Consider the following 22,700-nt stretch of genomic DNA (forward strand, 5'->3'; position numbering starts at 1 on the left):
ACCCGAGGTCAGCGGCGGTGTGGTGGGCCCGCGAGTGTCGCCAACCGGTCCACCATCTCAGAAAGCGGGGTGCGGGTATCGATTTCCGTGGTGGCCGATGAACGGAGCACGCGCTCGATCTCGGCCGTATCCGCCATGATGCATAAATGTCCAGTTTGCCCGTTTCGGGCGGAAATATCTGCATTCGTTGGGAATTCGTCATCACGGTCGGCACCGATCCGATACGGTTTGGTCGACCGGGAGCGTTGGGGTGCGATACCGAGGGGGACAGTTCATGGTGACTACCAGGCGCGAGCGACGGCGAACAGCGGCGCAGACCGACCATGCCACCGGATATCAGTCAACCGATGCGGACGCAGGAAGCATCGAGGACTGAGTACCGACAGTGCCTCGCCCGAAGCCGACGGCAGTGCTGCACTTTACGCATATCTCCCATCTGCCGAAGATATGCGAAAGCGGTCTACTCGCAGACAGCCGAGCGCAGCAAGCCGGTGTGATCGACCATGAGGTCGGCAATCTGGGGATCAAGAAGAACCGGCGATTCCGATCGGTGCCAGTCAGTCGAGGTGGCGCGGTTGCCGACTATGTGCCCTTCTATTTCGCCCCTAGAAGTCCGATGATGTACGCAATTCATAAAGGAAACGTAGAGACTTATAACGGCGATCATGGTGATCTCATCTATCTGCGGACTACAGTCGAGCGATTGGTCACGCACAACCTACAACCGGTATTCACCGACCGGAATGCCGCATTGGAGATCGCAAGGTTTTCCGACGACATCGCCGAATTGGACACGATGATCGATTGGCCGCTGATGACAGCACGCATGTGGAATAACACTGCGGATGATCAGGATCGCCGCGAACGACGGATGGCCGAGTGCCTCGTCCATGGGCGGGTACCCTGGTCTGCGTTCACCGAGGTCGTCGTGCAGAGCAAAGACCATGCAACCCGGATCGAGCTGCCCGATAGCCCGGACAGCAGGCCATCCATCTCTGTCAGACCCTACTGGTACTTCTAACACATGGAGTCGTTCGCTGTGATCACTCAGGCCACAGGCAACCTGCTCCGCGCCGACACGGATGCGTTGGTGAACACCGTCAACACCGTGGGCGTGATGGGCAAGGGGATCGCACTACAGTTCCGTCGCGCCTATCCCGAGATGTTCGCGGCGTACCAAAAGGCATGTGAGCGTGGCGAAGTCCGGATCGGCAAGATGCATGTCTGGGAAACGGGAACACTCGAAGGCCCGCACTACATCATCAATTTCCCTACGAAGAGGCATTGGCGAGCCGGCTCGCGACTGCAAGACATCGAATCAGGTCTCACCGATCTTGTCGCGGTGATCACCGAGCTCGGCATCACTTCGATCGCCATTCCTCCCCTCGGCTGTGGAAATGGTGGACTGAAGTGGCCCGAAGTGGAGCCGCTCATCACCTCGGCGCTGCAGTCACTGCCGGATCTCGACGCTCGCGTGTACTCCCCCGGCGCTACGCCCAGTGCCGATGACATGGTGAACGCCACACCTCGACCTGAGATGACGATCGGCCGCGCGGCGCTCGTCGAACTCCTGTCTCGATACCTGCGAAACGCGCTGGAAGCGACACCACTCGAAATCCAGAAGTTGATGTACTTCCTGCAAATAGTCGGCGAGCCGCTGCGACTCGAATACACCAAAGGGACCTACGGGCCGTATGCCGACAGCCTCCGGCGGGTGCTGAGCCTGGTCGAGGGGCACTTCCTTACCGGCTACGGTGATGGCTCGTCGCGAGTGCTGGATGCGGAGTCGATCCGTCCGCTACCTGGAATCGCACTCGAAGCAACGCGAATCCTGACCGACTATCCCGTCACCCGCCAACGAATAGCACTGGTAGACAACATCACCGACGGTTTCGAGTCGATGTACGGCATGGAATTGCTCGCGACCGTGCACTGGCTCACTGATCATGACCCAGACGCCGCGAAAGACTGGCGGCGTACCGCTGAGCTCGTCCGGGAATGGACCCCACGCAAAGCGGAGATGTTCACCGATGACCACGTACAAACCGCATGGAAACGGCTACGGGAATACGGCTTGATCGCCGACGGTACGACCAGCAATTCAATGCTACAAGACAACAATCTTGCGTTGTCTGCCCATCGCGCGGTATCAGAGAATATAAACCGCAGCGAACTCGACGCCAGACTTGTCCAGGTCATCAAGGGTTCCCGATTTTCATGGTCGGATATGGCCGTGATCACCGGCACCCGCGACGAGGCCGAGCATCTCCAGGATGTGCTGGATCACGCTGGTATTCCAACCCTTTCGCTCGAAGATTTCGACGGCACCCCACAGGATGCCGTCAAAGTCGGCACGGTACGTCGCGCAAAAGGGGTTGAATTCGCGGCCGTCTTCCACCCGACCGCAGCACACAAACCCGATGAGGAACTCTCCGACGCGGAACGCGCGGCCGCCGAGCTGGTGGCACGACAGGCGATGGTGGCACTGACGAGGGCGCGGGATTACCTGTGGGTAGGCGTGATCGAGGGGTGAATCCCATCGGCTCTCAGTCGATGAATTGCAGGGTTACTACGGGGATTACTCGGTCGGTTTTTTGTTCGTATTCGGCGAAGCCGGGCATTACGGCGACCATAGCGGCGTAGAGGCGGTCGCGTTCTGGGCCGGAGGTGATGGGGGTGGCGGTGGCTTTGTGGGTTTCGGTGCCTACCTCGATGGTGACCTCGGGGTTGGCGCGGAGGTTGTGGTACCAGTCGGGGCTGGTGGGGGCGCCGCCTTTGGAGGCGATGATGACGAGGTTGGCGCCGTCGCGGACGTAGGCGACGGGGGTGGTGCGGGAGAGGCCGGATTTGGCGCCGGTGGTGGTGAGTAGGAGGAGGTCGCCGCCTTCGAAGGGGCCGCCTACCTTGCCTGCGTTGGTGCGGAATTCCTCGATGATCTGCGAGTTCCAGTCGGACATGCGGGCTCCTCGGGTGGGAAAGCGGATCTATGCCGTTATCCGAGCCTATCGACAAGATCGCCGAACCGGCGCGACCCGAGGACCAACCGGCCCGTCGAGCGGGACATCGCTGCGGCTCGGGCCGTCGCGCTGCCCCGTTCGACGAGGTCGGTCAGTGAGACGCCGACAGAATGGGTTCTCGCACTGCCGATTTGGGGGTGGCGGCGAGAGTCTTGGTGAGGTCGGTGCGGAGTGTTCGCGCCGAGTCCAGGAGGTAGTTCTGGCGGATTTTCCAGGGGTGGCGGTCGCCCTGGTGGGGGAAGTCGGCGATCGAGCGGTTGATGTAGCCCGCGTCGAGGTCGAGCAGGGGTTGTTCGTTGAGGTTGCCGTCGGGCTTGGGGACGACGGCGGCGTAGCCGCGGCGGTCCATGTGGTTGAGGACCTTGCAGACCAGGCGGGAGCTGAGGTCGGCGCGCAGGGTCCAGGAGGCGTTGGTGTAGCCGATGCAGACGGCGAAGTTGGGCAGGCCGGTGAGCATGGCGCCCTGCCAGATGAATTGGTCGGACAGCACGATCGGTGCGCCGTCGACGCGCGGGGTGATCCCGCCGAACGGCAGCATCTGCAGGCCGGTGGCGGTGACGACGATGTCGGCCCGCAGGATTCGGCCGGACTTCAGTCGAATGCCTTCCGGCACAAAGGTATCGATGTGGTCGGTGACGACCTCGGCCTTGCCCTTCTTCATCGCCTTGAAGAAGTCGGCGTCGGGGACGGCGCACAGGCGCTGGTCCCACGGGTTGTAGCTGGGCGTGAAGTGTTCGGCTACTACCTTCTCGTCCTTGAGGATTCGAGTGGTGAGGGCCGTGAGCAGTTTGCGCGCGGCGGCGGGGCGGCGACGGCAGTACTGGTAGAAGCCGATGGTGAACAGGATGTTCTTGGTGCGGATCACCCGGTGCGCCAAGTTCGGCGGCAGCAGCTCGCGGATCTTGTCCGCGTACTTGTCGCGGCCGGGGACGGCGCTGATCCAAGTCGGGCTGCGTTGCAACATGGTCACCAGCTCGGCCTGCTTGGCCATCGACGGAACGAGGGTGACCGCGGTGGCACCGCTGCCGATCACGACGACCCGCTTACCGGTGTAGTCGAGGTCTTCCGGCCAGAACTGCGGATGCACCACCTGACCGGAAAACGAAGCGAGACCGGGGAATTCGGGCGTGTAGCCATGGTCGTAGTTGTAGTAGCCCGCGCACGCGTAGAGGAAGCCACAGGTCAGCGAGCGCCACGAGACGTTCCCCGCCGCGTCCCGCTCTTCGAGAGTCAGTGTCCAGCGGGCGGTTTCGCTCGACCAGTCGGCGGCGACCACCTTGGTCTGGTAGCGGATGTGCCGGTCGATGCCGAACTCGGCGGCGGTGTCGTTGATGTAGCGCCGAATCGACGGCCCGTCGGCGATCGATTTGGCATCGCGCCACGGCTTGAACGGGTAACCGAGGGTGAACATGTCCGAGTCCGAGCGGATGCCGGGATAGCGGAACAGATCCCAGGTGCCGCCCATCGCGGCCCGCGCCTCGAGGACGGCGTAGGTCTTGCCGGGGCACTCGGTCTGCAGCCGGTAGGCGGCGCCGATGCCGGAGAGGCCGGCGCCGACTATGACGACGTCGAGGTGTTCGCGGGCTGCGGCGGTCTCGTTCATGGTTCCAGTGTGAGACCGCATGGACCCGCGTTCTTGACTTTGCACGACAAGTATTTGACTCTGGACGACATGACGGTGATTCGATCGGCCGGACTGCGCGGCTTCCGCGCGACGGTGGCCGAACTCGGCGGCGAGGCCGAGCAGTACGCCACCGCCTGCGGCCTGCCGATCGCCGCGCTCGACACCGACGACCTGCTGATCCCCGACCAAGCGCTGGCCGCGGTACTGGAGCTGGCCGCGCAGCGACTGGACCGCCCCGATCTCGGCCTGCTCATTTCCCGCCGCCAAGACCTCGACATGCTCGGCCCGCTGGCCCTGGCCATCCGCAACTCGCCGTCGCTGACGCACGTCCTGGAATGCACGGCGCGCTACCTGTTCCTGCACGCCCGCGCACTCACCCTGACCCCGGAGCCGGACCCGTACGGCGATCGCGGCGTGATCGCGCTGCACTACGGCGTCCAGCCCGGCATGCTGTCACCCATCCAGGCAACAGATCTCGGACTTGCCTTCGTGCACCACACAATTCAGCGTCTGGCCGAAGACCATTACCGATTGCTGTCGGTCGAATTGCCTTACCGGCCAACGGCACCGATCGAACAGTACGAGGAATTCTTCGGCGCACCGGTACACACGAACCGGCCGTACGCGGCGCTGCGGGTGCCGCGAAATCTGCCGACGCTGCCGCTGAGCGGCGGTGACGAGAACCTGCACCGATTGGCGATGGCGTTCCTGGCCGAGCAGGCGGGCGGCATCGACGCCTCGATGGTGCCAAAGGTACGCGCCACCGTACAGCAGCTACTCGGCACGATGGCACCCGAAATAGGTTCCGTAGCAAGGATATTGACCGTCCATCCACGCACCCTGCAACGCCGCCTGGCCGCGGCGGGCACCTCGTTCGCCACCATCCTCGACGACGTCCGCCGCGACGAAGCCCGCCGCTACCTCACCACCACCGACATGCCGATGAGCCAGGTAGCCTCCGTGATCGGACTCGCCGAGCAGTCGACCTTCACCCGATGCTGCCGAAGATGGTGGGACACAACGCCGACCGCGGTGCGCCGCGCGGGCGCGAACAGTCGAACCTGACGACTATCGGGAAACGCGCAACCCGTCGAGCGTGACACCGAGCAGCCGTTCGGCCGCCTCCGGCGCCTTCTCGCAGGCGGCCCCGATGCCGTGCCCCAACCGCAGCACGTCGCGCGCCTCGATATCGGAACGGATCACGCCGGCACTCTGCGCGGATTTCAACAGCGCGGCCGCCGCGTCGTTGATCATTCCCCGGCACAGGGTGAAGACCTCGGAGTCGTGATCGATCAACGCCTTCAACGTGACCGCGAGACTGCGTTTGTCCATCACGAACGCCACTTGCTCGCGCATCCACTGCTCGAACGCGTCTGCGGGCGAATGGGTTTCGCTTAGTTCGTAGGCGCGCCGACTGAGCCGTTCGATGCTGTCGCGATACACCGCCTCCATGAGCGCCTCACGATTCGGGAAGTGCCGGTAGAGCGTTCCCGGCCCGACAGCGGCACGGCGCGCGATGTCGTCCAGGGGCGCCTCGGGCCCGTCTTCGGCGAACACCTCGCGCGCACACTCGACGATCCGCGCATAGTTTCGCCGTGCGTCGGCCCGCATCGGCCGCGCCGTCGACGGTTCGTCCACGATCCCTCCACTGGAAACGGATGAAGTCTCCGGTTAGTCTTGCGTAAACGGAGAACCTCTCCATATGATAGCTCTATCGGAAACGGAGACTCTCTCCGTTTAGCTCACGAATCGATGGAGCGCTTCTTGTCCACGACCACAATCTCCGCGGGCACCCCCACGTCCGCACTCGGAAGCCGGCCGTTCCGCTCCGGCCTCGTGCTGGTCACCCTGCTGACCTGCCAATTGATGATCATCCTCGACATCACCGTGATGAATGTGGCGCTGCCACGCATCCGCACCGACCTGGAGTTCAGCGCCACCGGCCTGTCCTGGGTGATGAACGCCTACACCCTGGTCTTCGGCGGCCTGCTGCTGCTCGGCGGCCGCGCCGGTGACCTGTTCGGCAGGCGCAACCTGTTCATCGCGGGCACAACTCTTTTCACCCTGGCCTCGCTGGCGGGCGGACTGGCACCGTCGGCCACCTGGCTGCTCGTCGCCCGCGTCGTCCAGGGCATCGGCGCGGCCATGGCGGGCCCGAGCACGCTCGCGCTGCTGACCACGACGTTCACCGAACCCAAGGCCCGCATCCGGGTACTCGCGCTGTTCTCCGGCATGTCCAGCGCGGGCTTCGCCATCGGCCTGATCCTCGGCGGCCTGCTGACCCAATGGCTGAGCTGGCGATCGGTGCTGTTCATCAACGTGCCCTTCGGGCTGGTAGTCGTCGTGCTCGCGCTGCGGTACCTGCCCGACGCGGTGCGCAAGCCTGCCCACCTGGACCTGCCCGGCGCGGTCACCGCGACCGGCGGCGTCGCCGCGCTGGTCTACGGCTTCATCAGCGCCGCATCGAACGGCTGGGGCAACGACATCACCGAGATATCGCTGGCCGCGGGCGTGCTGCTGCTCGCCGCGTTCCTGACGATCGAACTGCGCACGGCCGAACCCCTGCTGCCGCTGCGGCTGTTCACCGACCGAAACCGCGCCGCCGCCTACGCGAACATGTTCCTCGGGCCGATGGCGGGCATGTCGATGTTCTTCTTCCTGACCCAGTATCTGCAGGAAGTGCGCGGATTGAACGCGCTGGCAACGGGTTTCGCGTTCCTGCCGACCGCGATACTGATGTTCACGATGGTCCGGCTGATCCCCCGACTGCTGCCGCGCTTCGGGCCGAAGCCGGTGACTCTGATCGGCACGGCGTTGATGGGGTCCGGGTTGGCGTTGCTGACCCAGCTGACGACCGACAGCGGCTACTTCCCGCTGCTGTTCGTAGCGATGCTGTTGATGGGGCTCGGTCTCGGGCTGGCGTTCTCGCCGCTGAACGTGATCATCATGTCGAGCGTGCCGCCGAGCGACGCGGGTGCGGCGGGCGGTGCGCTGCAGACGCTGCAGCAGAGCGGTTCGGCGCTCGGCCTGGCCATCCTGGTCACGGTGTTCGGCACGGCGGCGCGGGGCGCCTCGGGATCGGCGCAGCAGGTCCTGGTCAGTGGCACGACGACGGCGTTCGCCGCGGCGGTCGGCATCGCGGTACTGACCTTCCTCGTCGCACTCACTTTCCGCAGTAACCGATCGACCACCTGATCTCTCGCCAGCGGTCCAGTGCCCACTCGTGGCGCTGGACCGCCGTCATTCCGGCACCACCGCGCGTCGGTCGCGGCGCCACGTACACTCCCAGCGTTCGGGAGGTGTCGTTGCAGTTCGTGGTGTTAGGCGAGGTCATGGCGTGGCGCGGCGAGGAACCGCTGCAGCTCGGACCGCCACAGCGTCGGGCCGTGCTCGCGGCCCTGCTGCTGCGTGCCGGTAGCGCGGTGACCGCGGCCGAATTGGTCGAGGGGATCTGGGGTGCGCGGCCGGTGCCGCGCGCGATCGCCGCGCTGCGCACCCATGTCGCGCAGTTGCGCCGGACGTTGGAGCCCGATCGGGTGGCGCGCGGTCCGGCGACGGTGCTGGTGTCCATCGGGGACGGCTACGCGCTGCGGATACCGCCGGGATCGACCGATGTGGCGGAGGTGGAGCGGCTCGTCGCGGCGGCCGGACAGCTGCGCGACGGTCAGCCCGCCGCGGCGCGCGCGAATCTTGTTGCCGCACTCGGTAAATGGCAGGGCACCGCGCTGAGCGGGCTGCCGGGCCCGTTCGCGGAGCGGCAACGCTCCCGGCTGGAGCAGTGGCGGCTGACCATCCTGGAGGATCGGCTCGCCCTCGACATCGAGACCGGCCGCAGCGCCGATGCCGTCGCCGAACTCGGCGCGTTGATCGAGGAACATCCACTGCGCGAACGGTTTCGGGCGCTGCTGATGACCGCCCTGTACCACTGCGGCCGCCAGTCCGACGCACTCGACGCCTACGCGCAGGCGCGCCGGGCCCTGGTGGACGGTGTCGGCGTGGAGCCGGGGCCGGAGCTGACCGTGCTGCACGAGCGGATCCTGCGCGGCGGACTGCCCGCGATCGGCGAACCCCGCACGCCGGTCGAACACGGCACCGAACCGGTGCCCGCCCAATTGCCGCCCGACATCGCGGATTTCACCGGCCGCGCACGGCTGGTCGACGAGTTGGCCGCACAGCTGACCGACGCGGGCAGTGCGGTGGCGATCTCCGCGGTCGGCGGCATGGGCGGTGTCGGCAAGACGACCCTTGCCCTGCACGTCGCGCACCGCGTCCGAGATCGCTTCCCGGACGGGCAGTTGTACGCGAACCTGCACGGCGTCGACCCGGTGCCCACTCCCCCCGGCACCGTGCTCGGCAGCTTCTTACGCGCGCTCGGCATCGCCGAGGGTGACCTACCGTCCACCGTCGACGAACGCGCCGCCGAACTGCGAACCCGCTTGTCCGGCAAGCGAATACTGATGGTGCTCGACAATGCTCGGGACTACGCGCAGGTGGCGCCGCTGCTCGCCGGGTCGGCGGTGCTGATCACCAGCAGGTCGGCACTGACCGAGCTGCCCGCGGTGACCCGGACCCGGCTCGACGTGCTGGAGACGGCGGAGGCGATGGCGCTGCTCGTCCGCATCCTCGGCGCGGAACGCGTTGCCGCCGAGGCAGAGTCGGCGCTGGAGGTGGTCGCGCACTGCGGCCTGCTGCCGCTGGCGGTGCGCATTGTCGGCGCCCGGCTCGCGGTCCGGCCGCAGTGGACGATCGCCTCGTTCGCCGACCGACTCGCCGACGAGAAGCGCAGGCTGACCGTGCTGAAGACCGGCGAGCTCGCGGTCGAGGCGGTGTTCCGGCTCGGCTACGGCCAGCTGGCCGACGCGCAGGCCAAGGCCTTTCGCACGCTGGCGCTCGCCCAGGTGCCCGATCTGTCCATCGACGGCATCGCGGCGATCCTCGGCATTTCCCCGCTCGACGCGGAGGAGGTGTGTGAATCACTGGTCGACCTCAGCCTGTTGGAGACCACCGCGCCCGGCCGCTACCGATTCCACGATCTGCTGCGGCTTTTCGCGCGCGAGGTGGCCGACGAGGACGAATCCGCCGTCCTGGTCCGAGTGCTCGACTACCACCTGGCCAGCGCGAAGAATCTGCTGAGCGCGATCGACTACAGCAACACGACCCGGCTGCTCGTCGCGACCACCGTCCCCGGACGGGCGTTCGGCAGCGGCTCGGATGGCCAGGCGTGGAACGACATCGAACGCCCGGTCGTCATCGCGTTGCATCAGCAGGCGGCGCGGGTCGGCGGCCGCGCGCTCGACGTGGCGGCCGATCTGGCCTGGGTGATGGCCGAGTTGATGGACGCGGGCACCGGCGCGCGTGAGCTGTCCCGCGCGCTGGAGTCGTTGCTGGACACCGCCATTGCCGAGGACAACCTGGCCGCCGAGCGGCGGATCAGGACCGCGCTCGGCGCGCTGCTCCAGGTGGGACTCGGCGAGGTCGAGGCGAGTCTGCCGCACCTGCGCGCCGTCTCGGGTCCACCCGCCAACGATGCCGACCGCAGGCTGTCGGTGCTCGCCTCGGTGCTGCTCGGCGTCGCGGCGCGGCGGCTCGGCGACCCGGACGCCTCGCATCGGCATTTCGAGCACGCGACGCAGCTCACCCGCACCCTCGGCGACCAGTCGATGGAGGCGTGGTGCCTGGCTTTGGTGACCCGAACCTATTGTGAAGCAGGGCAATACGACGAGGCGGTGGCGATGGCGGAGCGGGCCATCGCGCTCGCGCGGGAGTCGTCCAACCCGGTGGCGCTCGGCTGGGCCACGCACGAACTGGCCGCCACGTTGTCGATGCGCGGCGAGCATCGGCGCGCGATCGAACTCGGCACCGAGGCGGTGCGCGCGGCACAACGCAACGGGGTACGGCTGTGGGAGGGCTGGGCGCGCACCAGGCTGGCGCAGATTCACCTGCAGGCGGGCAATATCCCCGAGGCGGAGACGAACGCCGCCGACGCGCTGCACCTGCTGACCAAGGCCGCCGACCCGATCGATCGCGCGCGGGCGATGGCGTTGCATGCCGCCGCGCTGGCGGCGCGGGGTCGGCCGGTGCGCGCCGAGCAGGAGTTCCGGGAGTCCGCCGAAATCTTCAGTCGCGCCGGGCTTTCGCCGCCGACCATCGACCGGCTGTTCGGCCCCGGCGCGGACGGACCCGACGGCACCGAATAGCGAACGTTCATTCGATATTTATCGGCCGCTGAACGACGGCTGGCATCCTGCTTTGTCGATGCGACCACCGTCGCCGGTGGTGCGCAGGAGATGGGTCGTGCGGACTCGCGACCGCCGGAACTGGGACCGAGCGGTCGGTCGGGTCCGCGCCGACTCGCGCTCGAGGGGTGCGTGAGGCGTTGCGCGGACCCGTTCCGGCACCCATCGCCGGTGCGACAGATCGGATTCCTTTGTACAGGTGATGATATCGACATCACCGAGCCGCCGCTGGTGAATCGTCACCGTCGAAATCCTTTGGGCAGCGCGGCGATCCGGCCGCGGTGGCGTTCTTGCAGTTCGCGGGAGCGGCGCAGGAAGTCGAGCACGATACCCAGTTCGTCGGCGGTATAGCGCGCCACGTCGGCCGCGCCCTCCTCGGCGATGGGTCCGTAGATCTCCCATGCCTTCGCGGCGGCCGCCGGGGTGATCCGGACCAGGACTTTGCGCCGATCCCCCGGTTCGGGATGACGGACGACGTAGTCGAGCTTGGCGAGACGATCCAGCATCGTGGTCACGCTGCCGCTGGTCAGGCCGAGCGCGGTCGCGAGCGCACTCGGCGTCGAATCACCCGCCAGCAGAATCTCCAGGCAGCTCAGGTCGGTCCGGTTGACACCGAGGACGGTGGCGGCGGCCGAGTCGACCGCGTCGACCGCGGCCTGCATTGCCTGCGATTCGTGTCCTACCTGCTCACGTAGGGTTTCCAGGTTTTCTCTTGACATTCAAGCCTCTTGACGGTCAAATTACTTATGTCTTGATTATCAAGATACATCAGATGAGTAGCAGGGTTTCGGAGGCACACCATGAAGAAGGCGTTGATCATCGGCGGCGGGATCGCCGGGCCGGTCACGGCGATGGCACTGCAGCAGGCGGGGCTGGAGCCGATCGTCTGCGAGGCCTACCAGGAGGCGGCGGCCGAGCAGATCGGCGCGTACCTGACGGTCGCGGTGAACGGACTGTCGGCGCTGTCGCTGCTGGATGCCGAGCGCGTCGTGACGGAGACGGGACATCCGACCGACACGCTGTCGTTCTCGACCAGCGGGGGCAAGCACATCGTGGACATGCCGATCGGCGGCACGCTGCCGGACGGCACCACCACGCACAGCGTCAAGCGGCGCGACCTGTATCGCGCGCTCAATGCCGAGGCCGCGCGGCGCGGCGTGCGTTACGAGTACGGCAAGCGCCTGGTCGACGCGACGCCGACCGCCGACGGCGGGGTCAGCGCCCGGTTCGCCGACGGCAGCACGATCGACGCCGACGTGCTGATCGGTGCCGACGGAATCCGCTCCCGCACTAGGGAGATCATCGATCCGACCGCACCGGAGGCGCACTACCTCGGCATCTACGGGCTCGGCGGATTCGTCACGAACCGGGCCCTCTACGCCGAACTCGGACTCCGGGCCGGCGTCTACAGCATGATCTTCGGCAAGAAGGCGTTCTTCGGCTACCTGGTCGCGCCGGACGGTGAGATCTGGTGGTTCGCCAATGTGCCGCGGGCGAGCGAACTTTCGCGCGAGGAATCCGCGAGCACCACCGTGGCACAGTGGCGTGACCAACTCGTCGAACTACTGCTGGTCGACAACACCCCGGCCGCCCGCATCGTCGGCGCGACACCGGATCACACCTTCGTCCCCGGCTTCAACCAGTACGACATGCCCTCGGTGCACACCTGGCACAACGACAACATGGTCATCGTCGGCGACGCCGCGCACGCCGTGGCCTCCTCGTCCGGTCAGGGTGTCTCCATCGCGGTGGAAGACGCGGTGACACTGGCGATCTGCCTGCGCGATATCCCCGATACCGCCGCCGCGTTGGCGGAGTACGAGGTCCGCCGCCGCGACCGTGTCGAGCGTGTCGTTCAGCACGGTGCGGAGACCAGCGGTGACAAGGCGTCCAATGGGTTCGGCAGGCTGCTCGTCCGCCTGCTCACGCCCTACTTCCTGAAGAAGGCCGCCAAAACCGGTGTCGCCCCGTTGAGTTGGATGTACGACTACCGAATCAGCTGGGATACCGACGCTCAGAGCGCGACGACGAGTTTGCCGGTCGCACCGCCGGATTCCATGTAGCCATGGGCTTCCTGGATCTGGTCGAGGGTGAAGACGCGGTCGATGGGGACGGTGATCCGCCCGTCGGCGGCCGCGTCGAGGAAGTCCTGCAGGACGTCGGCGGGCAGGTCACTCGCGTCGCCGCCGTAGGCGGTGAGACGGACGCCCTGCGGGAGATAGCCGAGGGGATAGAAGTTCTCGACGATCCACTCGTTGGACAGCATGCCGGTGAAGCAGACGACGCCCTGGATTCTGGTGGCGCGCAGGGTATCCGGCAGGGTCGGGGTGCCGACGAGTTCGAGGGCGGTATCGACGCCGCCGGGGCTGATGTCGCGGACCTGGTCGGCGACCGCACCCGTGTCGATCAGCACATGGTCGACGCCGAGTTGTTTCAGCGCGTCGGCCTTCGCCGGATTCCGCGTGGTCGCGAAGACGATCATGTCGCGCTGTTTGGCGAGGATCGCGGTGGCCGCGCCGACCGAGGAGGTGCCGCCGCGGATCAGGATCGATTGGCCCGGTCGGCCATCGAGCCCGATGGTCAGCGAGCCGTAGGCGGTCTGCAGCATCTCCGGGACCGCGCCGAGGGTGGACCAGTCCAGCGTGCTGGTGAACGGAATGACCTGGGCCGCGGGGACGCAGGTGTATTCGGCATAGCCGCCGTCGAAGGTGCGGCCCATGCCGCCCATCATCGCGACGACCTGCTGGCCGACCTCGAATTCGTCGGCGGGACAGGCGACTACGACGCCGGTCGCCTCGATGCCTGGCACCCGGGGGAAGGTAACCCCTTCCGCCAGACCGAGTCTGGTGTGTAGTTCGGACCTGTTGAGGCCGAACGCCTTTACCTGGATGAGCACCTCCCCCGGCCGCGGCGTCGGGACAGGTAGCTCCCTTATCCGCAGGGCCTCCAGTGGACCCGGACCGTCCAGTACTACGGCCCGCATAGTGGTGGGAATCGCGGACATTCGATCACTCCTTCTCGAGCTCCGCCGTCGGTGCGGCGGACAGGTTGGCGGTGCGGAGCAGCCGCAGGGTGGCGTCGAGCCGGTCGACGGAATCGGTGCCGAGCACCGCGCCGATCCGCCCGGCGAGTTCGGCCTCGACGGTGGCCGTCGCCGCACGCAGCAGGCGTTCGCCACTGCGCGTCAAGGTGATTCGCGACGAGCGACCGTCGGCGGGATCGCGCTGCCGTTCCGCGTGGCCCGCGGCCTGCACCCGGTCGACGACCTTGCTGGCCCCGCCCTCGGTGATGGTCATCGCGTCGGCGATATCCCGCACCCGCGCCCCGCCGAGCCGGTCGGCGACCCGCATCATCTCGAACCAGGGCAGCGGCATCGCATGGTCATCGCGAAGCCGCCGCTCGACGGCGTTCCACAGCAGGATCTCCACCCGCACCAGTTGGTCGAACAGCTCGACCAGGCGCGCTTCCGCCACGAGTCACTCCATTCCATGTCGTGCTTTGGATTCAGACGATGCCGATTTTAGTCACGTCGGAGTCGACAAGATCCATTCCATGGAATGGAACATACCGAAGCGCCCCGGTATTCCGCCAGGATTTCGGTATCGTCGGGCTGGTGACCGGGCTGCGACGGGCTGGAATCTTCTTCGGAGCCCTGCTCGGCCTGGTCGTGCTGATCGGGCTCGCGGGTCTGCCGGTGTACGTCTATCCGCAAACCGATCCGCTGCGTAAGGCCGACGCCATCGTGGTGCTCGGTGGCACCGCCTACGAACGGTTCGACGTCGGGCTCGACCTCGCCGAGCGGGGATACGCTCCTACGCTGCTGATTTCGCGGTCCACCGGCCTCGAGGACCACGAGATGGACAAGTACTGCGCGGGGAAGTTCGACTTCACCGTCAGCTGCTTCGTGCCCGACCCGTGGACCACCGAGGGCGAGGCGCACGAAATCCGGCGGCGGGCACAGCAATACGGCTGGCATCACATCATCGTGGTGACCTACACCCCGCATGTGTCGCGGGCGCGCTACATCGTGTCGAAATGCTTCGGCGGCGAGCTGACCATGGTGGCGAGCCCGAGCGATTCGGGGCTGCGCTTCTGGGCATGGATGTACCTCAGGCAGTCGGCGGGATACCTGCGGGCGTTTCTGTCGCCGGGATGTTGAGCGGGCGCACAGCTCGACGGCCGAACTTCGCTTAGTCTTTCGCCTCATGGACGAAACGACCAGCGAACCCGCAGGCGCGCACCCGCACGAGCCCCACACCGAGGGGCTGGCGTCCAAGCTGAACTGGTTGCGCGCCGGGGTGCTCGGCGCCAACGACGGCATCGTGTCCACGGCCGGGCTGGTCGTCGGCGTCGCCGCGGCGACGACCAGCACCAGTGCCATCTTCACCGCGGGCATCGCGGGACTGTCGGCGGGCGCGATCTCGATGGCGGTCGGCGAGTACGTGTCGGTCAGTACCCAGCGCGATTCCGAGCGGGCCCTGCTCGCGAAGGAACAGCGCGAACTGCGTGACGAGCCGGAATTCGAGCTGGCCGAGTTGGCGGGCATCTACGAGCGCAAGGGACTGTCCGCGGCCACGGCACGCAAGGTCGCCGAGGAGCTCACCGCGCACGACGCGTTCACCGCACACGCCGAGGCCGAGCTGGGGCTCAATCCCAATGAACTGACCAATCCGTGGCAGGCGGCGTTCTCCTCGGCGGTGTCGTTCACGCTCGGCGCGCTGCTGCCGTTGCTCGCCATCCTGCTGCCGCCGGTTTCGGTACGGATTCCGATCACCTTCGCCGCGGTGCTCGTCGCGCTGGCGGTCACCGGTTCGGTGAGTGCCCGCCTCGGCGGCAGCGAGCGTGGCCGGGCGGTGCTGCGGGTGGTGATCGGCGGGGCGCTGGCCATGGCGGTCACCTACGGCATCGGGCAGCTGGCGGACGTCGCCGGGATCTGATGCGCTGGCAGGGATTTCCAGCCCATCAGATCCCGAGGGGGGAAGCGACGATCAGGCAACGGCACTGACCGGCTGCGCTTCAAAAGTGGCGTCGAGCCAATCGAATACCCGCTGGTTGGTCAGCAGCATCGCGCCCATGTGGCAGTGCGCGCCCGCCCCCTCGGCGTTGGTGCCGACGATCAGCTCCTTCTGGCAGGTGAGCGCCGCGTAGACGCGCTGTGCCTCACCTCGGAAGAACAGATCGTTCTCGGCGTCCAAAACCAGTGTCGGGCAGTCGATCTGGTGCGCGATGCCGTCCAACGTGTAGGGCTTGGTCTTGCGAATGTAGTCGGCAGGTGAGTCGGCGCCGAAGGTCCAGGTGCCATTGCGCAGCGCCCACCGAGCGGTGGTGTTGAATGCCATGACCATTCCGATGACCGGGAGCGCTTCGGCGTCACGTCCGGCTTCGACCCACTCGGCGAGGAACTCGGGCAGCGAGTTCATGTTGCCCGCGTGGTAGTCGAAGAGACCATCGTTGAGCACCAGCGCGGCCAGCCGGTGGTCGAAGGCGGCGGCGCGGGCGACCAGGTAGCCGCCGAGGCTGTAGCCGTACAACGCGATTCGCGTCGGATCCACCTCCGGCAGGCCGAGTGCGTAGTCGACCACCGGGGTGATGACGGCCTCCCAGTCGGGCCGGAAGGTCAGGCCCTGCTGCCGGATGGCCGCGCCCTGGCCGGGGCCGTCGAAGGCGAGCACCTGGTAGCCGCGCTCGACCGCGGCGGCGGCCAGCACGAACCAGGCTTCCTCCAGGGTGGAGTCGAAGCCGCTGTTGAAGATCACCGTCGGCCGTGGCGCGCCGGAATCGTCGACGAGAAAGAGGTAGCCGGGAAGGGTGGTGTCCTGGAAGGGAATCGACACCGAGCGCACCGGGGTGTCGAACAATTCCGCTGCCTGCGCGAATGTTTCGCGCGAGCGGTTGGACAGGTCGCGAGCCTCGGGGTCCTCGGCCGGGTTGTCGCGGCGGTAGAACTCGGCGGTGCGGTAGTAGTTCGAGGCGCGCAGCAGGGCCTGGCGGGCGCTCACCCTGCGGCCCTTCGCCAGGCAGTCGGTGCCGATCGCGTGTACCCGCTCGGCGGTGGCCCGCCACTCGCGCAGCCACGCCGCCTCGTCGCCGTCGGTGATCCGGCTCGCGGTGGCCAGTACCTCGCCCAGCTCGGCGCCGCCGTAGCTGGCGAAGCCCGCCGCGCGCAGCGCCTCGAAGTCGAAGGACTCGTCGTCGAAGAGGAATTTCATGGCTCTACCTCGTTCTTAGCGTCGATACGGTTGCGTTTCGTCGTACGAGAAGAACGGTACGACTATCTACGACGAAACGCAACCGTATCGACGTTGCTAGGCTGTGGACATGACAGAGCCACTCCCCGACCGCAAGCGCGTCCCCGCCGGGGCCGCGGTGATGCAACCGCAAGTCACCACCGCGATCACCAGCGCCGCGTTCACCGAGTTGGCCGAGGTCGGCTACGGCAAGCTGACGATGGAGGGGATCGCGCGGCGCGCGGGCGTCAGCAAGCCGACGCTGTATCGGCGGTGGGCGACCAAGGAGCAGATGGTGCTCGCGCTCGTCGAGCAAGTCGCGGTCGCAGCCGCCGAGGTGCCTGACACCGGGTCGCTGCACGGTGATCTGCGGGCGTTTCTCGAGGTGACCGCAGGCGGTTTCAGCCATCCGCTGGCCGCGCGGATCATCCCCGACCTGCTGGCCGAGGGCATCCGCACGGCCACGGTCGCAGATGCACTGCAGACCGTCGGGCACAGCCGGCGCGAGAAGGTCGGGCAGCTGCTGCGGCGCGGGATCGATCGCGGCGAACTCCCGGCGGATCTCGATACCGAGCTCGCGTTGGACCTGTGCATCGCCCCGCTGTTCTGGCGGCAGCTGATGGGCGGCCAGCCGACCAGGCCCGATTACCTGGATACCCTGACGAATACGCTGATCGCAGCCTTCCGCGGCTGAGGCCGCCACGCGGATCAGAATTGCCCAGCGAACCTTTCGCTATCATGGTGCGTGCAGGTCTCCGGGCGGTGGCTCCGTTCGTGGACACGTCTCCGCCTTGGGATATGGGTTAGGCGCAGGCGGCCTGGTACGTCGACCGAAACCGGGGTCGATGCCGCCGGGTTCGCGATCGATGCCCCGTCGATCGTTCGCCGCCCCGGTCCGGCTAGCAGGACGGAGGTGGGTGCTGCCTATGTTCGGCACCGGAACATCATGTCGCAGAAGGACTTACGCGGCCAGTGCGGTATTCGCTGCCGCGCTGATGATCGGAACGGGCGCACCGGCGTACGCGTCGAAAATCGTGGCGGCACCGGCGCCCGCGATCACCGAAGCACATGCGGTGAACGATCGGACCGTGCAGCTGCTGGTCTATTCGGCGGCCATGGGACAGGACATCACCGTCAATGTGCAACGTGCGGCCGATGACTCGGTGCCGCGACCGACGTTGTATCTGCTCAACGGCGGCGGTGGCGGCGAGGACGAGGCGACCTGGCAGCGCAACACCGACGCGCTGACCTTCCTCGGCACCAAGGATGTCAACGTGGTGCAGCCGGTCGGTGGGCAGTGGAGCTATTACACGGATTGGCGGGCACCCGACCCGAAATTCGGGCCGTACAAATGGAAGACGTTCCTCACCGAGGAATTGCCGCCGCTGATCGACGCGAAGTTCGGCACCAACGGCCTCAATGCCATTGCGGGGCTGTCGATGTCGGGGACGTCGGCGTTGCAGCTGCCGATCGCGAAGCCGGGTCTGTATCGGGCCGTCGCGGCTTACAGCGGGTGCGCGCAGATCAGCGATCCGGTGGGCCAGAGCTTCGTGAAGCTGGCCGTGGAGATGTGGGGCGGCGGCGATACGGTGAATATGTATGGGCCGCCGAATGATCCGATGTGGGCGGACAACGATCCGTACCTGCACGCGGACCAGCTGCGTGGCCTGAAGTTGTTCCTGTCCACCGGGACCGGCGTGCCGGGCAGGTACGACTTGCCCGGCGGCAAATACGTACAGCAGGGGCCGAACGGCTTCATCGATCAGGTCGCCGGTGGCGGCGTGATCGAGGCGGCGGCGGACTGGTGCACGCGGAATATGCAAAATCGGTTGAACGGCTTGGGTATTCCGGCGACCTACGATTTCCAGCCGACCGGAACCCACTCGTGGGGTTACTGGCAGGACGCGTTGAAAGCGTCATGGCCGGTGTTGGCCGAGGGGCTTGGATTGCCCCTCGGCTGACACCGGCCATCAGGTCAGCGCTTGAACGCGGCCCGTAGTTTGTCCGCGGCGCGTTTCACGTTGCCGCTGGCTTGTTCTCGACGTCCCTCGGATTCCAGGCGGCGGTTTCCCATCGCCCGGCCGAGGTATTTCTTCGCATTACCCCTGGCGGCTTGCACCTGGTGCGCGATTCTGTCTTCGAACTTGGTCATGATCGGCACCTAGTAATACCAGCGCCGACCACCGACCGGGCGGCCCACCGATCCGGCGACCATCAGCACGAGGCCGATGACGAGGATGATGATGCCTGCGGTGGTGAGCAATCCGATTCCGAGCAGCCACCCCGCGATGAGGAGGACAAGTCCGAGAACAATCATGGTCGTATTTCCTTTTCTCGATGACTATTTCGACGCCGGCGCCTGCACGCGGGGCGTGCTTGCGACGCGCGGGGTGTCACCCGCGGGAGCCGTGGCCGGACGGCGCACGAACCGACTCCAGACGGGTTCGCGGTGCGGCTGCGATACGGGCTCCTTGCGGACCGGCGGTGTGCCGCCCGCTAGATCGCGCCGGACCGCCGCCATTTCGCGGCGGGATTGCCTGAGCTCACGACGTGCCGCCATGCTGCGGCGGGAGACATGCCAGACACCGGTCAGTAGGAGGGCAAGGCCCGCCATGCCGATGGCGCCGAGGACGATGCCGTAGCCGAACAGCAAACCGCTGGAACCGTGGAAGTGGTAGTCGAAAACGGCGAAATCACTTGGTAGGAAGTTGGCTTCGCCGTTGTTCGCCACCACGCCGGCGACTCCGACGATCACTGCTGCGATCAAGACGACGAGCCCGATGATGATGATCATGACAATCCTGTTGTGTCGAGTTGTATGACATCCCGGCTATTCCCGGGGACCCGACGACCAAACGTAGGGAATCGAACTCGACTGTTCGTCGGCGTTTACGGCCGTCGAATCGGTCTATTCGATGGTCATGAGTTCGTACACCTTCTCCTTGCCCAACGTCACCCACGAGTCCGCCTCCGCCATCGAGTCCACGTTGCGCGGGGTCAACGGCGTCGATTACGTCGATATCAACGTGCCGTCCGAGTCCGCCACGGTCAACTCCGACCTCACCTACAACGAGGTGCTCGAGGCGATCCGCAATACCGGCGTGGCGGCCAGCTGATCTTGTTGCCCGCCTGGCCAACTCGCTGACGGCGACTCAGCGCCTGCCGAGATCGAGGCGCCTGGTTACCCGGTCGACGAGATCCGGCGGCATGCCGGGTTCGCGGCGGGCATTGAGGGCTTCGCGGCGGCCCGCTTCGACGACGTCCTCGCGGATGCCACGAAACTTTTTGGCCAGCTTAACGTTTCGTGCGGCTTCCGACTTGGCATCCGCGTCCGCGGCCTGCGGGTCGGCGCGCGTCATGCGTTGGCGGAAGCCGTCGCGGAGCCGTTCGTAGACATCGTCGGGTAGATCTTGTTCGGCGGCAATCTCTTTCAGGCGGGCCATTTCCGCCTTGATCACCCGCTCCCACAGCTGGCGTTCGAGTTCGCGCTCCTTCTGGGTGTCCGCGTGCACGCCGGTGAGCCGGACGACGAGCGGCAGCGTCGGCCCCTGCAGCAACAGGGTGAACAGGACGACTACGAAGGCCGTGAACAGGATTTCGGTGCGGCCGGGGAAGTCCTTGCCGTCGTCGGTGATAAACGGAATGGCCAGTGCCAGCGCGACAGTCGCGACACCGCGCATCCCGGCCCACCAGGTGACGACCGTCTCCCGCCAGGTGTATGGCTCATCCGCGTTTGGCCACCAGGCTCGGCCGATCGCCCAGGTGGTGAGCAGCCACACCAGCCGGAGGGCGACCACGACGGCGACCACCGCAGCAGCACCGCCGAGCAGTTTCGGCCAATCATGGCCTGTCGCATCGAGTACCGCGCCGAGCTCCAGGCCGATGAGGCCGAACGCGAAGCCGCTCAACAGCATTTCGATGATGTCCCAGAACGAGGCGCCGACCAGCCGGTAGTCCGAGTCGGCGAACTCGGTGACGGCGTCGGTCAGATACAACGCGCAGACCAGCACGGCGAGCACGCCGGACCCGTGCCACGCCTCGGCGAGTCCGTAGGCGGCGAACGGCAACAGCAGGCTCAGCGCCACCTGCCAGGTCGCCTCCGCGAGATAGTTGGTCAACCGGCTGCCCGCCCAGCCGAGCACCAACCCGACGGCGATCGCGACCACCGCCGAGATCACGAATTCCGCAGCGGCATGCGGAGCGGAGAACTTGCCGGTGACGACGGCTTGGACCGCGACACCGTAGATGACGATGGCCGTGACGTCGTTGAACAGCCCCTCCCCACCCAGCACCACCACCAGTCGGCGCGGTAAGCCGAGACTGCCCGCCAACGCGGTCGCCGCGACCGGATCGGGCGGTGCGACCAACGCGCCCAACGCGACAGCGGCCGCGATCGGCAACGCCGGGTACCAGGCATGGAACACCGCGGCCACCGCGGCTGCCGTCGCAATCACCAGGCCGAAGGCACGCAAGGCGATCAAGCCCCAGTTCTCCGCGAACTGCCGCCACGAGGTCCGCCGCGACGCCGCATACAACAGCGGCGGCAACACCAACGGCAGAATCAAATCGGGCGGAATGTCGATCCGCGGAGCGAACGGAACCAGCGCCACCACACACCCGAACACCGTCATCAACACCGCCGACGCCACCCCGAGCCGCTTACCGAGCGGCTCAGCAAAGATCGCGGCAAACAAGATGACAAACATCAGCACCAACTGGTCCATGACCGTCCAGTCTGCGATGCCGGTCCTGAGTTACCCGCCTGGCGCGCCGTACCGAGGCCGCCGGTGAAGCTCGGCTGATCCGCCGCCAGACCACACCCGATGCCGGTCCGGTGATCGCGTGCCATCGCGTATGCGAACCTGCGGTGCGCCCAATCCATGCTCTCGGCAGGATCGAATGCCTGGCGAGTGATGAAAAGCGCGGCCGAAAATAAGGGGGATCTGCGATGCAGCTTCTACGACCAGGAACGTATGGACCTGTTCGATCTGGTCTACGTACCGCTACCGGCGGTACAGTCGACGGTATGGCTGGACGGAAGACGTCGATTTCGCTCGATGAGGAGACGCTCGAGATTCTCAAACGGCGGGCTGAGGCCGAGCAGTTGGATCGCTCCGCATATCTTGCTCGGCTGATTCATCGCGACGACCTCCGGCAGCGGATCGCTGCGGACAGCGCCACGCTCAATGCCGCTGGCCACACTCCCGACCGCGCCACCGCGGTCACTGCCGCTCTCATCGCGCAGCGGCGGTCCGCCGACTGATGGGACTGCCTCGATTCGGCGAGGTCTGGCACGCCCCGTCCGGTTCCGTGCTACCCGGTGGCATGCTCTGCCTCATCGTGAGTTCAGATGACTACCACCGCATTCGGCGTCAGTACATCATTGTCGAAGTCGTCACCGATCCGCTGTCGGGCGATGCGATCATCTGTCCGCTCGGGCCAGTTGGGGCGGCCCTTACCGGCGCCCCGTTCACAGTCGGGCCGGGGTGGTTCGCCGGTACCGATGAACCCATCGCCGTCATCGACGAGGCCATCGCCCGCCGTGCCGCCGACCAGATCCGGGCGATACTCGGGCCATGACCAAGCCGGTGGCCTC

General features: G+C 66.5%; 24 protein-coding genes. 13 read left to right on the forward strand and 11 right to left on the reverse strand.

All coding sequences use genetic code 11. From position 1 onward, the window contains the following. The first annotated feature begins 409 nt into the window (after positions 1–409). Positions 410–1,021, forward strand: coding sequence for a DUF4433 domain-containing protein (locus ACIBK2_RS42445; RefSeq protein WP_396976333.1), 612 nt, complete (start codon positions 410–412; stop codon positions 1,019–1,021). Between the two features lie 18 nt (positions 1,022–1,039). Next, entirely contained in the window at positions 1,040–2,533 is a 1,494-nt protein-coding gene (locus ACIBK2_RS42450) for a macro domain-containing protein (protein WP_396976335.1), read from the forward strand. 13 nt (positions 2,534–2,546) lie between these two features. Here ACIBK2_RS42450 and ACIBK2_RS42455 read toward each other — a convergent pair whose 3' ends face one another. After that, positions 2,547–2,957, reverse strand: a complete 411-nt coding sequence (locus ACIBK2_RS42455) for a nitroreductase family deazaflavin-dependent oxidoreductase (protein ID WP_396976337.1) — start codon at positions 2,955–2,957, stop codon at positions 2,547–2,549. Positions 2,958–3,108: 151 nt separating this feature from the next. Beyond that, a complete protein-coding gene (locus ACIBK2_RS42460; RefSeq protein WP_396976339.1) occupies positions 3,109–4,620 on the reverse strand; it encodes a flavin-containing monooxygenase in 1,512 nt (503 codons plus the stop codon). A gap of 69 nt (positions 4,621–4,689) precedes the next feature. Between ACIBK2_RS42460 and ACIBK2_RS42465 the strand changes: the two genes are divergently transcribed. Further along, on the forward strand, positions 4,690–5,706 hold the full coding sequence (locus ACIBK2_RS42465) for an AraC family transcriptional regulator ligand-binding domain-containing protein (protein ID WP_396976341.1): 1,017 nt from the start codon (positions 4,690–4,692) through the stop codon (positions 5,704–5,706). A 3-nt stretch (positions 5,707–5,709) separates the two neighbouring features. Here the strand turns inward: ACIBK2_RS42465 and ACIBK2_RS42470 are convergent, their stop codons facing one another. Continuing rightward, positions 5,710–6,279 (reverse strand): TetR/AcrR family transcriptional regulator, encoded by a 570-nt coding sequence (locus ACIBK2_RS42470; protein WP_396976343.1) that lies wholly within the window; start codon positions 6,277–6,279, stop codon positions 5,710–5,712. Between the two features lie 126 nt (positions 6,280–6,405). Here ACIBK2_RS42470 and ACIBK2_RS42475 point away from each other — a divergent pair, with 126 nt between their 5' ends. Then, positions 6,406–7,836: an MFS transporter gene (locus ACIBK2_RS42475; RefSeq protein ID WP_396976345.1), complete on the forward strand. Its 1,431-nt coding sequence runs from the start codon at positions 6,406–6,408 to the stop codon at positions 7,834–7,836. 104 nt (positions 7,837–7,940) lie between these two features. Then, on the forward strand, positions 7,941–10,838 hold the full coding sequence (locus ACIBK2_RS42480; RefSeq protein ID WP_396976347.1) for an AfsR/SARP family transcriptional regulator: 2,898 nt from the start codon (positions 7,941–7,943) through the stop codon (positions 10,836–10,838). Positions 10,839–11,116: 278 nt separating this feature from the next. On the opposite strand, the gene ACIBK2_RS42485 is transcribed toward ACIBK2_RS42480, so the two are convergent. Next, positions 11,117–11,596: a MarR family transcriptional regulator gene (locus tag ACIBK2_RS42485; protein WP_396976349.1), complete on the reverse strand. Its 480-nt coding sequence runs from the start codon at positions 11,594–11,596 to the stop codon at positions 11,117–11,119. Between the two features lie 81 nt (positions 11,597–11,677). On the opposite strand from ACIBK2_RS42485, the gene ACIBK2_RS42490 reads away from it, so the two are divergent. Beyond that, on the forward strand, positions 11,678–12,940 hold the full coding sequence (locus ACIBK2_RS42490; protein WP_396976351.1) for an FAD-dependent oxidoreductase: 1,263 nt from the start codon (positions 11,678–11,680) through the stop codon (positions 12,938–12,940). Here ACIBK2_RS42490 and ACIBK2_RS42495 read toward each other — a convergent pair. Together ACIBK2_RS42495 and ACIBK2_RS42500 are read right to left on the reverse strand one after the other, a co-directional pair. Continuing rightward, positions 12,892–13,881, reverse strand: coding sequence for a zinc-binding alcohol dehydrogenase family protein (locus ACIBK2_RS42495; RefSeq protein WP_396976353.1), 990 nt, complete (start codon positions 13,879–13,881; stop codon positions 12,892–12,894). The two genes, ACIBK2_RS42490 and ACIBK2_RS42495, sit on opposite strands and share 49 nt — an antisense overlap. Positions 13,882–13,885: 4 nt before the next feature. Continuing rightward, positions 13,886–14,350 (reverse strand): MarR family winged helix-turn-helix transcriptional regulator, encoded by a 465-nt coding sequence (locus ACIBK2_RS42500; protein ID WP_396976355.1) that lies wholly within the window; start codon positions 14,348–14,350, stop codon positions 13,886–13,888. Between the two features lie 149 nt (positions 14,351–14,499). On the opposite strand from ACIBK2_RS42500, the gene ACIBK2_RS42505 reads away from it, so the two are divergent. Both ACIBK2_RS42505 and ACIBK2_RS42510 read left to right on the forward strand, forming a co-directional pair. Next, positions 14,500–15,036 (forward strand): YdcF family protein, encoded by a 537-nt coding sequence (locus ACIBK2_RS42505; protein WP_396976566.1) that lies wholly within the window; start codon positions 14,500–14,502, stop codon positions 15,034–15,036. Between the two features lie 46 nt (positions 15,037–15,082). Continuing rightward, a complete protein-coding gene (locus ACIBK2_RS42510; RefSeq protein ID WP_379289678.1) occupies positions 15,083–15,814 on the forward strand; it encodes a VIT family protein in 732 nt (243 codons plus the stop codon). Between the two features lie 51 nt (positions 15,815–15,865). Here ACIBK2_RS42510 and ACIBK2_RS42515 read toward each other — a convergent pair whose 3' ends face one another. Beyond that, complete coding sequence (locus ACIBK2_RS42515) at positions 15,866–17,086, reverse strand: alpha/beta hydrolase family protein (RefSeq protein ID WP_396976358.1); 1,221 nt, start codon at positions 17,084–17,086, stop codon at positions 15,866–15,868. 109 nt (positions 17,087–17,195) lie between these two features. Between ACIBK2_RS42515 and ACIBK2_RS42520 the strand changes: the two genes are divergently transcribed. Together ACIBK2_RS42520 and ACIBK2_RS42525 are read left to right on the forward strand one after the other, a co-directional pair. Beyond that, the gene (locus ACIBK2_RS42520; RefSeq protein ID WP_396976360.1) at positions 17,196–17,798 is read left to right on the forward strand and encodes a TetR/AcrR family transcriptional regulator; all 603 of its coding nucleotides are present in this window, start codon (positions 17,196–17,198) and stop codon (positions 17,796–17,798) included. A gap of 232 nt (positions 17,799–18,030) precedes the next feature. Then, positions 18,031–19,065: an alpha/beta hydrolase gene (locus tag ACIBK2_RS42525; RefSeq protein WP_396976568.1), complete on the forward strand. Its 1,035-nt coding sequence runs from the start codon at positions 18,031–18,033 to the stop codon at positions 19,063–19,065. A 14-nt stretch (positions 19,066–19,079) separates the two neighbouring features. Here the strand turns inward: ACIBK2_RS42525 and ACIBK2_RS42530 are convergent, their stop codons facing one another. The 3 genes from ACIBK2_RS42530 to ACIBK2_RS42540 are packed head-to-tail and all read right to left on the reverse strand — an operon-like array spanning position 19,080 to position 19,898. Continuing rightward, entirely contained in the window at positions 19,080–19,256 is a 177-nt protein-coding gene (locus ACIBK2_RS42530) for a CsbD family protein (RefSeq protein ID WP_396976362.1), read from the reverse strand. A 9-nt stretch (positions 19,257–19,265) separates the two neighbouring features. Next, the gene (locus ACIBK2_RS42535; protein ID WP_379289670.1) at positions 19,266–19,421 is read right to left on the reverse strand and encodes a DUF6131 family protein; all 156 of its coding nucleotides are present in this window, start codon (positions 19,419–19,421) and stop codon (positions 19,266–19,268) included. Positions 19,422–19,445: 24 nt separating this feature from the next. Further along, a complete protein-coding gene (locus tag ACIBK2_RS42540; protein ID WP_396976365.1) occupies positions 19,446–19,898 on the reverse strand; it encodes a hypothetical protein in 453 nt (150 codons plus the stop codon). Between the two features lie 127 nt (positions 19,899–20,025). Here ACIBK2_RS42540 and ACIBK2_RS42545 point away from each other — a divergent pair, with 127 nt between their 5' ends. Further along, positions 20,026–20,220 carry a heavy metal-associated domain-containing protein gene (locus tag ACIBK2_RS42545; protein ID WP_357390705.1) on the forward strand — a complete coding sequence of 65 codons (195 nt, stop codon included), beginning with the start codon at positions 20,026–20,028 and terminating at the stop codon, positions 20,218–20,220. Between the two features lie 36 nt (positions 20,221–20,256). Here the strand turns inward: ACIBK2_RS42545 and ACIBK2_RS42550 are convergent, their stop codons facing one another. After that, positions 20,257–21,828, reverse strand: coding sequence for a Na+/H+ antiporter (locus ACIBK2_RS42550; protein ID WP_396976367.1), 1,572 nt, complete (start codon positions 21,826–21,828; stop codon positions 20,257–20,259). Positions 21,829–22,130: 302 nt separating this feature from the next. On the opposite strand from ACIBK2_RS42550, the gene ACIBK2_RS42555 reads away from it, so the two are divergent. Together ACIBK2_RS42555 and ACIBK2_RS42560 are read left to right on the forward strand one after the other, a co-directional pair. Then, positions 22,131–22,367 carry a ribbon-helix-helix protein, CopG family gene (locus ACIBK2_RS42555; protein WP_396976369.1) on the forward strand — a complete coding sequence of 79 codons (237 nt, stop codon included), beginning with the start codon at positions 22,131–22,133 and terminating at the stop codon, positions 22,365–22,367. 77 nt (positions 22,368–22,444) lie between these two features. Continuing rightward, positions 22,445–22,684, forward strand: a complete 240-nt coding sequence (locus ACIBK2_RS42560; protein ID WP_396976371.1) for a hypothetical protein — start codon at positions 22,445–22,447, stop codon at positions 22,682–22,684. Positions 22,685–22,700: the final 16 nt, after the last annotated feature.

Origin of the sequence: Nocardia sp. NPDC050175 (genome assembly GCF_044459885.1) — a bacterium.
In the GTDB taxonomy this organism is placed as follows: domain Bacteria; phylum Actinomycetota; class Actinomycetes; order Mycobacteriales; family Mycobacteriaceae; genus Nocardia.

Excerpts from the sequence above, each read along its gene's own strand:
- ACIBK2_RS42455 (WP_396976337.1), bottom strand. The coding sequence starts at position 2,957 with ATGTCCGACTGGAACTCGCAGATCATCGAGGAATTCCGCACCAACGCA.
- ACIBK2_RS42460 (WP_396976339.1), bottom strand. The coding sequence starts at position 4,620 with ATGAACGAGACCGCCGCAGCCCGCGAACACCTCGACGTCGTCATAGTC.
- ACIBK2_RS42465 (WP_396976341.1), top strand. The coding sequence starts at position 4,690 with ATGACGGTGATTCGATCGGCCGGACTGCGCGGCTTCCGCGCGACGGTG.
- ACIBK2_RS42485 (WP_396976349.1), bottom strand. The coding sequence starts at position 11,596 with ATGTCAAGAGAAAACCTGGAAACCCTACGTGAGCAGGTAGGACACGAA.
- ACIBK2_RS42490 (WP_396976351.1), top strand. The coding sequence starts at position 11,678 with ATGAAGAAGGCGTTGATCATCGGCGGCGGGATCGCCGGGCCGGTCACG.
- ACIBK2_RS42495 (WP_396976353.1), bottom strand. The coding sequence starts at position 13,881 with ATGTCCGCGATTCCCACCACTATGCGGGCCGTAGTACTGGACGGTCCG.
- ACIBK2_RS42510 (WP_379289678.1), top strand. The coding sequence starts at position 15,083 with ATGGACGAAACGACCAGCGAACCCGCAGGCGCGCACCCGCACGAGCCC.
- ACIBK2_RS42515 (WP_396976358.1), bottom strand. The coding sequence starts at position 17,086 with ATGAAATTCCTCTTCGACGACGAGTCCTTCGACTTCGAGGCGCTGCGC.
- ACIBK2_RS42520 (WP_396976360.1), top strand. The coding sequence starts at position 17,196 with ATGACAGAGCCACTCCCCGACCGCAAGCGCGTCCCCGCCGGGGCCGCG.
- ACIBK2_RS42525 (WP_396976568.1), top strand. The coding sequence starts at position 18,031 with ATGTTCGGCACCGGAACATCATGTCGCAGAAGGACTTACGCGGCCAGT.
- ACIBK2_RS42530 (WP_396976362.1), bottom strand. The coding sequence starts at position 19,256 with ATGACCAAGTTCGAAGACAGAATCGCGCACCAGGTGCAAGCCGCCAGG.
- ACIBK2_RS42535 (WP_379289670.1), bottom strand. The coding sequence starts at position 19,421 with ATGATTGTTCTCGGACTTGTCCTCCTCATCGCGGGGTGGCTGCTCGGA.
- ACIBK2_RS42540 (WP_396976365.1), bottom strand. The coding sequence starts at position 19,898 with ATGATCATCATCATCGGGCTCGTCGTCTTGATCGCAGCAGTGATCGTC.
- ACIBK2_RS42545 (WP_357390705.1), top strand. The coding sequence starts at position 20,026 with ATGAGTTCGTACACCTTCTCCTTGCCCAACGTCACCCACGAGTCCGCC.
- ACIBK2_RS42550 (WP_396976367.1), bottom strand. The coding sequence starts at position 21,828 with ATGGACCAGTTGGTGCTGATGTTTGTCATCTTGTTTGCCGCGATCTTT.
- ACIBK2_RS42555 (WP_396976369.1), top strand. The coding sequence starts at position 22,131 with ATGGCTGGACGGAAGACGTCGATTTCGCTCGATGAGGAGACGCTCGAG.